Annotated in this window: 14 protein-coding genes and 2 tRNA genes; 8 read left to right on the forward strand and 8 right to left on the reverse strand. The window is 67.9% G+C overall.

Going from position 1 to position 13225, the window contains the following annotated elements; genetic code table 11:
* Position 1 precedes the first annotated feature (1 nt).
* The 5 genes from BOSE46_RS07105 to BOSE46_RS07125 all read right to left on the reverse strand — a co-directional run bounded on the left by BOSE46_RS07105 (position 2) and on the right by BOSE46_RS07125 (position 1732).
* Positions 2-379: a VOC family protein gene (locus tag BOSE46_RS07105; RefSeq protein ID WP_159539579.1), complete on the reverse strand. Its 378-nt coding sequence runs from the start codon at positions 377-379 to the stop codon at positions 2-4.
* A gap of 9 nt (positions 380-388) precedes the next feature.
* Complete coding sequence (locus BOSE46_RS07110; RefSeq protein WP_159539580.1) at positions 389-859, reverse strand: MSMEG_6728 family protein; 471 nt, start codon at positions 857-859, stop codon at positions 389-391.
* Positions 860-1096: 237 nt separating this feature from the next.
* A tRNA-Phe gene (locus tag BOSE46_RS07115) sits at positions 1097-1170 on the reverse strand.
* Between the two features lie 110 nt (positions 1171-1280).
* A tRNA-Asp gene (locus BOSE46_RS07120) sits at positions 1281-1357 on the reverse strand.
* Positions 1358-1423: 66 nt separating this feature from the next.
* Entirely contained in the window at positions 1424-1732 is a 309-nt protein-coding gene (locus tag BOSE46_RS07125) for a hypothetical protein (protein WP_159539581.1), read from the reverse strand.
* 163 nt (positions 1733-1895) lie between these two features.
* Between BOSE46_RS07125 and BOSE46_RS07130 the strand changes: the two genes are divergently transcribed.
* From BOSE46_RS07130 to BOSE46_RS07155, 6 genes are all read left to right on the forward strand, one after another.
* Positions 1896-2408, forward strand: a complete 513-nt coding sequence (locus BOSE46_RS07130; protein WP_159539582.1) for a cysteine dioxygenase family protein — start codon at positions 1896-1898, stop codon at positions 2406-2408.
* Positions 2405-2833, forward strand: coding sequence for a rhodanese-like domain-containing protein (locus tag BOSE46_RS07135; RefSeq protein ID WP_159539583.1), 429 nt, complete (start codon positions 2405-2407; stop codon positions 2831-2833). Before BOSE46_RS07130 ends, BOSE46_RS07135 begins: the two co-directional genes overlap by 4 nt.
* 105 nt (positions 2834-2938) lie before the next feature.
* Positions 2939-3751, forward strand: a complete 813-nt coding sequence (locus BOSE46_RS07140; RefSeq protein WP_159539584.1) for an ABC transporter ATP-binding protein — start codon at positions 2939-2941, stop codon at positions 3749-3751.
* Positions 3748-4449, forward strand: a complete 702-nt coding sequence (locus BOSE46_RS07145; protein ID WP_159539585.1) for an ABC transporter permease — start codon at positions 3748-3750, stop codon at positions 4447-4449. Before BOSE46_RS07140 ends, BOSE46_RS07145 begins: the two co-directional genes overlap by 4 nt.
* Positions 4446-5126 carry an ABC transporter permease gene (locus BOSE46_RS07150; protein WP_159539586.1) on the forward strand — a complete coding sequence of 227 codons (681 nt, stop codon included), beginning with the start codon at positions 4446-4448 and terminating at the stop codon, positions 5124-5126. The genes BOSE46_RS07145 and BOSE46_RS07150 overlap by 4 nt, the downstream gene beginning before the upstream one ends.
* A gap of 20 nt (positions 5127-5146) precedes the next feature.
* Complete coding sequence (locus BOSE46_RS07155; RefSeq protein WP_159539587.1) at positions 5147-6058, forward strand: ABC transporter substrate-binding protein; 912 nt, start codon at positions 5147-5149, stop codon at positions 6056-6058.
* Between the two features lie 88 nt (positions 6059-6146).
* Here BOSE46_RS07155 and BOSE46_RS07160 read toward each other — a convergent pair whose 3' ends face one another.
* Positions 6147-8306 carry an MMPL family transporter gene (locus tag BOSE46_RS07160; RefSeq protein WP_159539588.1) on the reverse strand — a complete coding sequence of 720 codons (2160 nt, stop codon included), beginning with the start codon at positions 8304-8306 and terminating at the stop codon, positions 6147-6149.
* A 177-nt stretch (positions 8307-8483) separates the two neighbouring features.
* Here BOSE46_RS07160 and BOSE46_RS07165 point away from each other — a divergent pair, with 177 nt between their 5' ends.
* Both BOSE46_RS07165 and BOSE46_RS07170 read left to right on the forward strand, forming a co-directional pair.
* Positions 8484-9800 carry a histidine kinase gene (locus tag BOSE46_RS07165; protein ID WP_159539589.1) on the forward strand — a complete coding sequence of 439 codons (1317 nt, stop codon included), beginning with the start codon at positions 8484-8486 and terminating at the stop codon, positions 9798-9800.
* On the forward strand, positions 9752-10399 hold the full coding sequence (locus tag BOSE46_RS07170) for a response regulator transcription factor (protein WP_159539590.1): 648 nt from the start codon (positions 9752-9754) through the stop codon (positions 10397-10399). The genes BOSE46_RS07165 and BOSE46_RS07170 overlap by 49 nt, the downstream gene beginning before the upstream one ends.
* A gap of 62 nt (positions 10400-10461) precedes the next feature.
* Here BOSE46_RS07170 and BOSE46_RS07175 read toward each other — a convergent pair whose 3' ends face one another.
* Positions 10462-12588 (reverse strand): MMPL family transporter, encoded by a 2127-nt coding sequence (locus BOSE46_RS07175; RefSeq protein ID WP_159539591.1) that lies wholly within the window; start codon positions 12586-12588, stop codon positions 10462-10464.
* The gene (locus BOSE46_RS07180) at positions 12588-13127 is read right to left on the reverse strand and encodes a TetR/AcrR family transcriptional regulator (protein WP_159539592.1); all 540 of its coding nucleotides are present in this window, start codon (positions 13125-13127) and stop codon (positions 12588-12590) included. The genes BOSE46_RS07175 and BOSE46_RS07180 overlap by 1 nt, the downstream gene beginning before the upstream one ends.
* Positions 13128-13225 lie beyond the last annotated feature (98 nt).

Genomic DNA, 13225 nt, shown 5'->3' on the forward strand with positions numbered 1-13225 from the left:
GTCACCCCTCGGTGGGGCGGTGGCTCACGAGGCCGACGAGGTTGCCCTCGGAGTCGCGGATGAACGCCATCCACTCGTCCGTTCCGGCCGGCCCGAGCGTGTCGTCGGTGTGCTGAAAGATCACGTGCGGCTCGCCCTCGATCGTCGCGCCGCGAGCGCGCAGCTCCTCGATCGTCGTGCGTACGTCGTCGACCTGTAGGTAGACCGTCGCCGACGGTGCGCCCTGCTCGAGCAGCAGCCGGGTTCCGCCGATCGTGAAGAACACCAGGCCCGGCGGGTCGAACCTCGCCGCTGGGGGACAGCCGAGGAGCTGCTCGTAGAACGCGGCAGCACGGTCGAGGTCATCGGCATGCTGGGCGACCTGCGCGATCCGGTCCATGTGCCGAGCCTAGGCCTGATCCGATCGGTCCGGGGGCGGCCAGACGTACGGGAGGTCGTCGGGAACGCCGGGAAAGAGTGATCCGTAGTGCTCGGGGTCCTTCCGTACGAGCGCGGACTGGTGACTGCGGTGGAAGTCCGGGTCGCCGAGCCACGACGGCAGCGCGTGTGCGCCGGCGAGCTCGGGCTGCGGACGTACGCTGCTGACCCCGGCCTCCTCGAGGTCGGCGCCGATCGTCGCGGCACAGGTGTCCGCGTGGCCCCGCCGGGTCCACTCGTCGACGATCGCGAAGCTGTACGCCCCCAGCGCCTCGAGCCGGCCGCGCCACATGAGGGCCGCCGGATGGTGCCGCCACCCGTACGTCGGGATCGTCAGGGCGCGCACGATCTGGATGCACTCGACCCGCTGCTTGCCGAGGCGGGTGCGGTCCAAGACCTCGGCCGTGCGCGCGAAGTCTGCGTAGGGGAGGAAGGTCTGCACGCTCCGCAGGTACCCGGCCGCCGCCGCTCGAAGCGACGCTGACGAATCACCGCTGTGGCCAGGGCCGGGGTCGACTCCCCCAAGCTCTGCGCGGCGCGCTGGCTGCGAGGTGCTCTTGCGTTCGCCGTGCAGGCGCGCCACTTCGAGCAGGGGGGACCCCCAGGCCCGCCGTTTCTCGTACCAACACCAGGCCACAAAAAACGGGCCCCGCTCGTACCTCGCGGAACCCGTGTTTTGTGGCCAGGGCCGGGGTCGAACCGGCGACCCTCCGCTTTTCAGGCGGATGCTCGTACCAACTGAGCTACCTGGCCGTGCCCGCGAACGAGCGACGATCACCTTATCGCACCGCACCTGCCCGGTTGAAATCGGCAGCAACGAAAAACCCACGCACCTGGACTCAGATGCGTGGGCTTCGTTCAGCTGGCGACCCCGACCGGACTCGAACCGGCGACCTCCGCCGTGACAGGGCGGCGCGCTAACCAACTGCGCCACGGGGCCTTGCTGTTTCGCGGGTGAACCGCGCACGCAACTGTAACGTACGGGCGGCCCCGCGAACAAAACGGGTCAGGCGTTCGGATGCGACTCCGACGGTGGCAGATCGTCAGGAGGTGAGACGTCGCCCGAACCGGCTTCCTCGGACGCCCAGGTGGCCTCGGACGGCGGTTCGACGGAACTGGCCCCGGTCGCTCCGCCGGCGACCGAGGGGCCACCGGGAGGCAACGGGTTGTCAGCGTCTCCGGGGGGCGTCAGCGACTCGTCCAGACGATGTGAATCGCGCGAGTCGACCGTGTCCGGACCCTGCCGGACGGTCCGCAGCCAGAGCATGCCGACCACGATGACGAGCAGGATGACGATGATGACGAGCCACTTCACGGTGTGTCCTCCCTGTCGGCGCCGGGCGCGCACGACGTGCCCCCGAGGCACTGTTCACCAGCCTAGTCGCGGCGCCGCATAGCGCATCTTCGAACGATCAGGACGTGCAGTCCACGTGGTGAACCGGCGATTCCGCAGGCCGAATTCCGGTTTGTATGAGGTCATGACTGCTCGCCCCACGACTGACGCACCCCTGTCGCTGGCCGAGCTCGCCGCCCTGACGAGCACGGTCGCCGAAGACGTACGCGCCGGCCTCTACGAGGTCCACGCCGACGCGGAGAGCCGGTGGCACGTGAGGATCCGATGCGACGAGCAGGTCGACGTGTGGCTCATCAGCTGGACCAGCGACCAGGGCACCCAGCTGCACGACCACGGCGGTTCGTCGGGATCGTTCACGGTCGTGAGCGGCGAGCTGAGCGAGGCCGTGTGGACGCCCGGCGCCGAGGTGCTGACCGAGACCGCACGCGCGGCCGGCGACTCGGTGCTCTTCGGTGAGCACTACGTCCATGACGTGCGCAACGTCCGCGACGAGACGGCCGTGAGCGTGCACGCGTACTCGCCGCCGCTGTCCCTCATGAACTACTACGACGTCGACGGCCACCAGCTCACCAAGCTGGCTTCGATGTGGACCGACGATCCGGAGGCGCCGGCACCCGAGCTGCGGGCGGCGTCGTGACCACGACGTACGCGTCGGTGGACGAGCTCCTGGCATCGGCCAGGGGCTCCCTCGTGCGGCTGGATCCACGTCAGGCGTACGACCGCGTGGCCGCCGGCTCGCTGATCGTGGACATCCGTCCTGCGTGGCAGCGGGAATCAGATGGGGAGATTCCCGGTTCTGTCATAGTCGAGCGCAATCATCTGGAGTGGCGCTTGCACCCGGCCTCGGGTGCGAGCCTGCCCCAAGCGCGAGACGGACAGGAGTGGATCGTGGTGTGCACCGAGGGCTACACGTCATCCCTGGCGGCTTCCGCGCTGGTGTCGTTGGGGCTTCCGGCCAGTGACATCGTGGGTGGCATCCACGCGTGGCGTGCGGCCGGCTTGCCGGTCGTGGCCGGCCCGACCGCGGTCGAGACAGTGGTCGGTGTCACGACCTCGTCATGAGATGAATGCGCAGATCACGTTGCCGCCCGCTCGGGATCACGCCAGACTGTCCGAAGCCTGTTTGCCCAGTTCAATGCCTACCTATCGCGAAACGCGGAGGACCGCATGATCGAGTACCGCTCCATCGGCAAGACGTTCGCAGACGGCACCGAGGCGGTCGGGGACTTCAGCCTTCAGCTCCCATCCCGTACGACGACGGTGTTCGTCGGCTCGTCCGGCTGCGGCAAGACGACGCTCCTGCGCATGGTCAACCGCATGGTCGACCCGTCGCACGGCCAGGTCTTGATCGACGATGTCGACGTCTCGACCCGCAACAAGGTCGAGCTGCGCCGCAGCATCGGATATGTCATGCAAGAGGCCGGTTTGCTCCCGCACCGCAAGGTCATCGACAACGTCGCCCTGATGATGAGGCTCAAGGGTGCGGACAAGAAGGAAGCCCGCGACCGGGCCCACGAGGTGCTCGAGACGGTTGGCCTCGACTCGTCGCTGGCCAACCGCTATCCCGCCCAGCTCTCCGGCGGCCAGCAACAGCGCGTCGGTGTCGCCCGTGGACTGGTCACGGATCCCAACATCCTGCTGATGGATGAGCCGTTCGGCGCAGTCGACCCGATCGTGCGAGACGAGCTGCAGCAGGAGCTCCTCCGCCTGCAGCGTGAGCTCGACAAGACCATCGTTTTCGTCACCCACGACATCGACGAGGCCTTCCTGCTGGGGGACCAGGTGGTCATCCTGAAGAAGGGCGGCGAGATCGCCCAGGTCGGGTCTCCGGCCGAGATCCTGGCCAAGCCGGCGAACGACTTCGTGAGCAGCTTCATCGGGCTCGAAAAAGGCCACCGCAAGCTGCACGTCGAGGAGCGCAACGGCACCCGCATCGTCGTCGACGAGACGGGCAAGGCCACGGGAGTCCTGTCGGAATGAGCTGGTTCAACGCCAACACCGACAAGGTGTGGGACCTGCTGCTGAGCCACCTGTGGCTCAGCGGGCTGCCGATCCTGCTGGGATTCGTGATCGCGGTCCCGATCGGCTGGTTCGCCAACCGTCACCGCCGGCTCAGGGGCACGATCCTGAGTCTCGGCGGGATCCTCTACACGATCCCGTCCCTCGCGTTCTTCCTCGTCCTGCCCAGCATCATCGGCACAGGGTTCCTCGATCCGGTCAATGTCGTGGTGGCGCTGACGGTCTATGCCGTGGCGATCATGGTCCGGTCTGCGGCGGACGCCTTCGAATCGGTCTCGCCGGCGGTGCTCGACGCTGCCACGGCGACCGGCTTCGCGCCCACCGGGCGAGCCTTCCTGGTCGAGCTCCCGCTCGCCGGCCCGGTGCTGCTGGCCGGCCTCCGGGTCGTGGCGGTCAGCACCGTGAGCCTCGTCAGCGTCGGCGCGCTGATCGGGGTCAGCAACCTCGGCTCGCTGTTCACCGAGGGCTATCGCACCGACAACGACGCGGAGATCCTGATCGGTGTCATCGGCATCGTCGGCCTTGCCCTCCTGTTCGACCTCGTCCTGGTGATTGCGGGCCGCCTGCTGATGCCGTGGGCCCGCACGCCACGCCAAGGGCGCAGCCCGGTCTCGCCGATCATGTCGTTCGCCCAGCACCTGCGTGGAGGACGAGTATGAGCGTCCTCAACGACACCGTCGACTGGCTCAGCGACTCGGCCAACTGGTCGGGCGACGACGGCATCCCGCACCGCTTGACCCAGCACCTCGAATACACAGCCCTGACTGTCGTGATCGCCGCTGCGATCGCGATCCCGATCGGGCTGTGGGTGGGCCACACCGGTCGGCTCCGCGGCCTCGCCGTTGTGAGCACAGGTGCCTTGCGAGCGCTGCCAACCCTTGGCGTGCTGACGTACGCCTCACTGTTCTCGGGCATCGGCATCAAGCCGGCGATCTTCACTCTCGTCCTTCTGGCCATACCGCCCTTGCTGGCAGGTGCCTATGCGGGCCTCGAGTCGGTCAACCGCCAGACGATCGACGCCGCACGCGCCATCGGCATGACCGAGTGGCAGGTCCTCAGCAAGGTCGAGGTGCCGCTCGCGTTGCCCCTGATCATCGGCGGGATTCGATCCGCGACGCTGCAGGTGGTGGCCACCGCCACGGTCGCCGCCTACGTCCCCGGCCCCGGTGGCCTCGGCCGCTACCTGATCGATGGCCTGGCCGTCAGCGACTACGCCCGCATCGTCGGGGGTTCCGTTGTCGTGATCGTCCTCGCACTCGTCCTCGACGGTCTCTTCGTCATCCTCCAGCGAGTCGCACTCGGCTCGCGTCCCTCCCGCACGCCCACCACGGCGTGAGCAACCCATCAAGGAGAAACATGTCCATCACCAAGCTCACCGCCGGCCTCGCGGCCGCCGCTCTGGGTCTGTCCCTGTCGGCGTGTGGCAGCGACCCGACCGACACGGGCGGCAAGAAGTCCGCCGGTGACACCATCACGGTCGGCTCCGCCGCCTTCCCCGAGAACGAGATCATCGCCGAGATCTACGCGCAGGCACTGGAGGCCAAGGGCGTCAAGGTCAAGAAGAAGCTCAACATCGGTGCTCGTGAGGTCTACATCCCGGCGCTCAAGAAGGGTGAGATCGACCTGCTGCCGGAGTACTCGGGCAACCTGCTTTCCTACCTCGACCCCAAGGCGACGGCGACGTCCGAGGCGGACATCGAGGAGGCACTCGACGACGCGCTGCCCGACAACCTCGAGGTCCTCGACGCCGCCAAGGCAGAGGACAAGGACTCGCTCAACGTCACGCCGGAGTTCGCCGCCAAGAACGACCTCAAGACGATCGAGGACCTCAAGAAGGTCAAGGGCCTCACGCTGGGCGCCAACCCCGAGTTCAAGGAGCGGGCCTACGGCATCCCGGGCCTCGAGAAGGTCTACGGGATCATGGACGTCAAGTTCGTTCCGATCGGCGACGGCGGTGGGCCCAAGACCCTGAAGTCGCTGCTCGACGGCGACATCGACGTCGCGGACATCTACTCCACGACGCCGTCGATCCTGGCCAACAAGCTCGTGACGCTCGAGGATCCCAAGAACCTCATCGCCGCGCAGCAGGTCGTTCCGCTGATCAACGACAAGAAGGCATCGGACAAGGTCGAGGACATCCTCGACAAGGTCTCGGCACAGCTGACGACCGCTGACCTGCTCGACCTCAACAGCAAGAACCAGGGCGACGACAAGACCGCCCCGGACGTGCTGGCCAAGGAATGGCTGACCAGCAAGGGCCTGATCTAGTCCCTCAGCAACCTCAACGGCCCGGTCACCGCAAGGTGACCGGGCCGTTGGGTTCTCCCTTCGACAAGCTCAAGGAGAGGGAGTCCGCCTAGACGAGCGCGGGCTTCGGGGCGTACTCGTCCTCGACGCTCTTGACGTCACCGAGACGCTCGAGCCGTCCGCGCAGCTTCAGCAGCAGCGCCGGCAGGAGCACCAGGCGTACGAGCGTCGCGTCGATCAGGATCGCGACCGAGAGGCCGATGCCCATCTGCTTCATCTCGAGCATGCTCAGCGTCGCGAAGACGGCGAACACCGAGACCATCACGACGGCTGCGCTGGTGACGACGCTGGCCGTGTCGCGGATGCCGAACTCGACCGCACGGTTGTACGGCAGGCCGTTGCGGAGGCCCTCGCGGACCCGGCTCAGGACGAACACGTGGTAGTCCATCGACAGGCCGACCAGGACGACGAAGCAGAACAGCGGGATCCAGTCGACGACGAATCCGGAGGACTCGTAGTTGAGGATGCCGTTGAACCAGTCGTGCTGGAAGACCAGGGTCAGGACTCCGAACGCGGCGCCGACCGACAGCAGGTTGAGCACCGTCGTGAGCAACGCGATCGTGACGCTGCGGAACGTCCAGCCCATCATGACCAGCGTCAGGACCAGCACGAATGCGATGACCCAGGGGAGCGTCGACGGCTGGTTCTCGTAGTCGTAGTCCTCGGCCACGGATCCACCCACTGCCGTCTTGGTGCCATCGAGCGAGCCGGTGGCACGCGGGACGATCGTGTCGCGCAGCTTCTCGATCGCGGCGTCGTTGCGGGCGTCGCCCTCGGAGTGCGCGGCGTACATCGACAGCTCGACCGTGCGACCGTCCTTCGACACCGTGATGGCGTCGTCGCCTGCGGTGGCGAGACCTGCACTGACGGCCTTGGCCTGGACGGCCCCGAGCGCCGAGCGGGCTGCGTCCTCGCTGCCCTTGCTGGTGTGCACGACCACGTCGATGCCGGGACGCTCCGTGGGGAAGCTCTGCTGCAGCCGCTGGTACGCCTGCACAGCCGGGATGTCCTGGGGCAGCGTGTTGATCGTGCCTTGGTGCATCTTCATGCCGAGCGCGGGGAGCGCGAGGGCGAGCAGCACGCCACCGGAGACGATGGCGGCGGCGAGCGGCCGGCGGATCACCGGACGGATCAGACGACCGCTGATGCCACCTGCACCGATGCGACGGTTGAGCCGCCACAGCAGGGGGATGCGGGGACGGTCGACCCAGCGACCGAGCTTGGCCAGCAGCGCCGGCAGCACCGTCAGCGAGCCGATCACGGCGACGACGACCACGAGGATCGAGCCGACCGCGAGGGCGCTGAAGACGGGCTCACGGGTGATGAACAACCCCGACATCGAGACGACCACGGCGAACCCGGAGACCACGACCGCACGGCCCGAGGTGGCGGCTGCGATCTCGATCGCATCCACCGTGGACCGCCCACGCATACGCTCCTCGCGCTCGCGCTTGAGGTAGAACAGCGAGTAGTCGACGCCGACGGCCATGCCGATCAGCAGCACGACATTCGCGACGGTGCCGGAGTCGGGCACGAGGTAGGAGACGGGGGCGTACAGGCCCAGGCCGGTGAACACCGACGTGATCGCCAGCAGCACCGGGATGCCGGCGGCGATGAACGCGCCGAACGCGACGAGCAGGATCAGGAACGTGATCGGCAGGCTCATCGACTCCGCTGAGGCGAGGTCCTCGCCGACCTTGTCGTTGATGCCGGCATCGAGCGATGCGTCGCCGGCCTGCTCGACGTCGAGGGCCGGATTGGCCTTCTGGACCTTGGCCGTCGCGTCGATCAGGGCGCCCACGTGGTCCGCGGCGTCGTCTGCGTCACCGGACATCGTGATCGGAACGAGCAACGCATCGCGTTTCTCCGACCAGATCGGTGGTCCTACGTCAGAGACACCCTTGACGTCGGTGGCGGCCTTGGAGACCTGGGTCGCAGCGGCCTCCGCCTTGGCGGAGTCGAGCGAGCCCTTGGGGGCTGTGATGAGCACGGACTCGGTCGGGCTCGCGGCGAGGCCGGCGTCGTCGATCATGGCGGCGGCGCGTCCTGACTCGCCGACGCGGAAGTCCTCGTCGGAGACCTGCTTGGTCTGGACGGTCGACATGAGCGCGATCGCCGAGACGACGAAGGCGACCCAGAGGCCGATGGCGCGCCAGGGGTGAGTCGCACTCCAGCGAGCGACCCTGACGGTGGGGGAGTTCGAAGACATGATGTGTCCTTCTCTCGGTGTGACTGGTCGGAATGACGTGACACCCAGCCTCGTGAATCCCGAGTCGCGCCGACATGGTGCTGGAACCCCGATCGGAAGTAGGCCTGAGTCCACTGTCACGACGGTCCCGATGCGCGAGGATTGAGCGACCAGCCCATACGAATCGGAGCAGCACACATGAGCACCACCGCCCCAACCGCCTCGCCGTTCGAGGGGGAGTCGTTCGCCGCCGGCCTGTCGCGCCGGTTGAAGCTGACCGTCTTGTCAGTCGCGTACGTGCTCCTGGCGGTCCCCGCCTTGGCGCTGCTCTGCATCCTCACGACCGCGCTGGGCGTCGCGATTGTCGGCGTCGGCATGGCTCTGCTGCTGATCTTCGTGCCGTTCAACCAGCAGCTCGCCAACGTGCACCGCCGGCTGGCCGGCCGCATCCTCGGCATCCACATCGAGCGGCCGTACCTCCCGACGAAGTCGGTGTCGGGCTTCGGGCTCCTCAAGCGGTGGGCCGTCGATCCGGCTCGCTGGCGTGACTTCGCGTGGACGTACATGTCGGTCACGCTCGGCTGGGCCCTGGCGTGGATCGCGTTCGGCCTCGCCCTGGGCGTGCTGTGGTACCTCGTCTTCCCGCTCGTCTACTGGCTGACCCCCAGCGGCATCTTCGACACCAACTACGGCATCTTCAGGCTCGACACCCAGGCGGAGTCCTTCATCGAGTGGGGCTTCCTGTTGGTCGCGTTCAGTCTCTGGTGGTGGCTCACGCCGGTTCTGATGCGCTGGCGTGCCGAGCTGGACCGCGCGATGCTGTCGCCGACGCGGGAGTTCCTCGAGCGCCGGGTCGCCGAGGTGTCGCAGTCCCGTGCCGAGACGATCGACCACTCGGCCGCTGAGCTCCGCCGCATCGAACGCGACCTCCACGACGGGGCCCAGGCCCGGCTCGTCGCACTGGGGATGAACCTCGGCATGGCCGAGGAGATGCTGGCCAAGAACCCGGAAGGTGCTGCCGCGATGCTCGCCGAGGCCCGCGCGGTGACGACCTCTGCCCTGGGTGACCTGCGCTCGGTCGTACGCGGGATCCATCCACCGGTGCTCGCCGACCGCGGCCTCGCCGGTGCGGTCCAGGCCCTCGCTCTCGACATGTCGCTCCCGGTCTCGGTCATGATCAACCTGAGTGGCCGTCCCGCGGCACCGGTCGAGTCGGCGGTCTACTTCGCCACCAGTGAGCTGCTCGCCAACATCGGCAAGCACTCCGGGGCGACGCGGGCCGTCATCGAGGTCACGCACGACGGTGAGGCGCTCAAGGTCGTCGTCGAGGACGACGGCAAGGGCGGTGCTGCGCTGTCCGCAGGCACCGGACTTGCGGGGGTCGCGAGACGGCTGGCCGCCTTTGACGGCACGATGGACGTGATCAGTCCCATCGGGGGACCGACCGTGGTCACGCTGGAGGTTCCGTGCGCGTTGTCATCGCCGAAGATCTCGCCCTCCTCCGGGACGGCCTGACGAGGCTGCTGGAGGCGTACGACTTCGAGGTCGTGGCGGCCGTCGACGACGCTGAGAAGCTCGCCGAGGCACTGCGCGCCAACGACGTGGACATCGCGGTGGTGGACGTACGCATGCCGCCGACGTTCACCGACGAGGGTCTGCGCGCCGCGATCGCGGCGCGGACCGAACGCCCGGGGTTCCCGGTGCTCGTGCTGTCGCAGTACGTCGAGCAGCTGTACGCCCGCGAGCTCCTCGGCAGCGGTGATGGCGCGGTCGGCTACCTGCTCAAGGATCGGGTCGCCGACGTCGCCACGTTCGTCGACGCCGTGCGTACGGTCGCCGGTGGCGGCACGGTGCTCGACCCCGAGGTCGTCTCGACGCTGATCGCCCGGGCCCAGCCCGACAGTCCCATCACGCGCCTGACCGACCGTGAGCGGGAGGTGCTCGGCCTCATGGCCGAGGGCCGCTCCAACGCCGCGATCGCCGCCGCCCTGTTCGTCACCGAGAAGGCGATCAGCAAGCACACCAGCAACATCTTCATGAAGCTCGACCTCGACGCCGACGACGACAGCAACAACCGCCGCGTGCTCGCCGTGATCGCGTACCTCCAAGGCTGAGCGGTGACCTAGGGCCCAGTGGCGCTCCTGCCTTGGGCCCTAAGTCACCGCCCTACGAGCGCTCAGGCGTCGACGCGTTCGAGGTCGGCGGGATCGCCTTCGCTGATGCCGATCCGGTCGTGCAACCGGCGCAGCGGCTTCGGCGCCCACCAGTTGCGCCGGCCCAGCAGCGCCATCAGTGACGGCACGAGCATCGCCCGGACGATCGTCGCGTCGATCAGCACCGCCAGAGCCGTGCCGATGCCGAGCTCCTTGATGAAGATGATCTGCGATGTCGCGAAGGCGCCGAGGGCGATGGCGAACAGCAGCGCCGCGGCCGTGACGATCCGGCCCGTACGTTGCAGGCCGAGCGCGACGGACTCGCGCTCACCGGCACCGGCGTCACGGGCCTCCTTGATGCGGGTCAGCAGGAACACCGCATAGTCGGTCGAGAGCCCGAAGACGACCGCGAACAGGAACACCGGTTGCGACGACTCGAGCGCGCCCTGGCTGGTGTAGTCGAGGAAGCCCTCGAACCTGCCGTCCTGGAAGATCAGCACGAGCACACCGAACGTTGCACTGATCGTCAGCACGTTCATCAGCAACGCCTTGATCGGCAGCACGACCGACCCGGTCATCAGGAACAGCGTGATGAACGTCAGGGCCGCCAGGATCAGCAGCGCCAACGGGATGTTGGCCGCGATCGACTTGACCTGGTCGACCTGCTCCGCGCTCGCGCCGCCGACGAGCACCTTGCCGGGCGCATCCGTGTCGCGGATCTCGCCGACGAGGTCGAGCGTCTTGTCGTCCAACGTCGTGGCCTTCGGGACGACGTCGAGCTGCCAGGTGTCGTCGCCGAGGAAGCGTGGCTCCGCGACCTGGGCGGCGCCGTCGAGCGAGCCGAGCGTCGAGGCGTACGCCTTGACGTCCGCGGCATCGGACTCCGGCGCGGTGACCGCGACGATGAGGGGCGAGGACTCGGCGCCGACGAAGTCCTGGCGCAGGACCGAGTCGACGGTCTTGGCCGGGCTGCCGTTGGGCAGCACCGTGGCATCGACGCCGGTGAACTTGACGCCGAGGAACGGGGCTCCGAGGGCCAGCAGGATCGCGGCACCGGCGATCGCCGTGCCGACCGGGAACCGCATGACGAACTTCGAGACCCGGTACCAGAACCCCTGCACCTCAGCCCGCGACTCCGCGAGCTGTGCCTCGCGCCACCGGCGAGGCGCCAGGGCGTTGACCCGGTGCTGCAGGACGGCGAACAGCGCAGGCAGGACGATCAACGACACCGCCGCGGCCGCGAGCGCCACGACCGTCACGCCGATGCCCATCGAGTACAGGAAGCGCAGCGGGAACACCAGCAGTGCGAGCCCGGCGCCGGCGACCGTGACCGCGGAGAAGGCGACGGTACGCCCGGCCGTGGCGACGGTCCGGCGTACGGCCTCGGCTCCGGGACCGACGCGCTCGAGCTCCTCGCGATAGCGGGACACGAGAAACAGCGAGTAGTCGATCGCGAGACCCAGGCCCAGGCCGGTGATGAGGTTGAGCGCGAAGATCGAGATGTCGACGAACTCGTTGATGCCGCGCACGATGAGCAGCGACGTGACGATCGTCAGCCCGCCGACCAGCAGGGGCAGCAGGGCGGCGACCGCCGACCTGAAGACCCACAGCGACACGAGGAACAGCAGCGGGAAGGCGATGAGCTCCGCGGTGACGAGGTCGCTCTCGACGTGCTCGTTGACCTCTTGGTACGCCGGGCCGAACCCGCCGACCTGCACACCGTCGACCCGGCCGAGCTCGTCGCGGAGGTGCTCGGTGGTCTTGTCGGAGTCGACGCCTGACTTGTAGATCGCGGCGAAGTACGTCTGCGAGCCGTCCTTGGAGACGAACTGCTTGCCCATCTCGGGACCACCGACGACCTGGGCGACCGACGGGTCGGACAAGATCTTGGTCGTCTCGGCGATCGCCGCCTTGTCGTCGACGTCGACCAGGGCGATGAGACTCGGCGAGGCGTCCTGCCCGGCGGCCTGCTCGATCTGCTCGATCGCCTTGGCGCTCGGCGCGCCGGTGTCGGAGAACGAGTCGTTGTCGCTGTTGAGCAGCCCTGCGACGGGACCGCCGAGCACGCCGGCGATGACGAAGAACAGGACCGTCACGCCGAGGACGCGACGCGGGTGGGTGTTGGCCAGGCGGCCGAGTGCACTGAACATCAGAACTCCTTCGCGACGGCGAGCGGGTCGCCGTACAGCTCGGTGAGGTCGAGGGCTGCCACCACGGTGAGCAGCATGCCCTGGGCCATGAAGTCGCGGACCTCGTCCGCACTGGCGCCGCTCAGCGCGGCGATGTCCTCCCAGATCTCGCGGTAGGTCCGCTGGGCGACGTCCTTGATCGCGGGGTCGGAGCCGGCCGCCCACGTGTGCAGCTGGCACCGCATCGAGTTGACGTCGTCGTTCATGAAGCCGATGTAGGCCATCGCCATGGCCTCGAGCGGGGAGGTGTCGGCATCGCGCTGCTCGACGGCTTCGCGGAAGGTGCGGCGGAGCGTCGCCGTGTGGTGCTCGATCGCCGCCCCGATGAGTCCGGCCTTGGTGCCGAACAGCCGGAACAGGTACGGCTGGGAGACGCCGGCGCGCTCGGCGATCACCTCGGTCGAGGTCGCGTGCATGCCGGAACGGCCGTACTCCTCGATCGCGGCTTCGAGGATCAGGAGCTTGCGATCCTCGGCCTTCATGCGGGTTGCTGGTGACATGGGAATTAAGTTAGTGATGACTCACATACTTGTCAACGGGTCGCGCCATTTCCTCGTACGCTCTGGCGGTCCGGGTCGTCCGCTGCCATGCTCGGGGA

It is taken from the genome of Aeromicrobium sp. 9AM (assembly GCF_902506105.1).
GTDB lineage: Bacteria > Actinomycetota > Actinomycetes > Propionibacteriales > Nocardioidaceae > Aeromicrobium.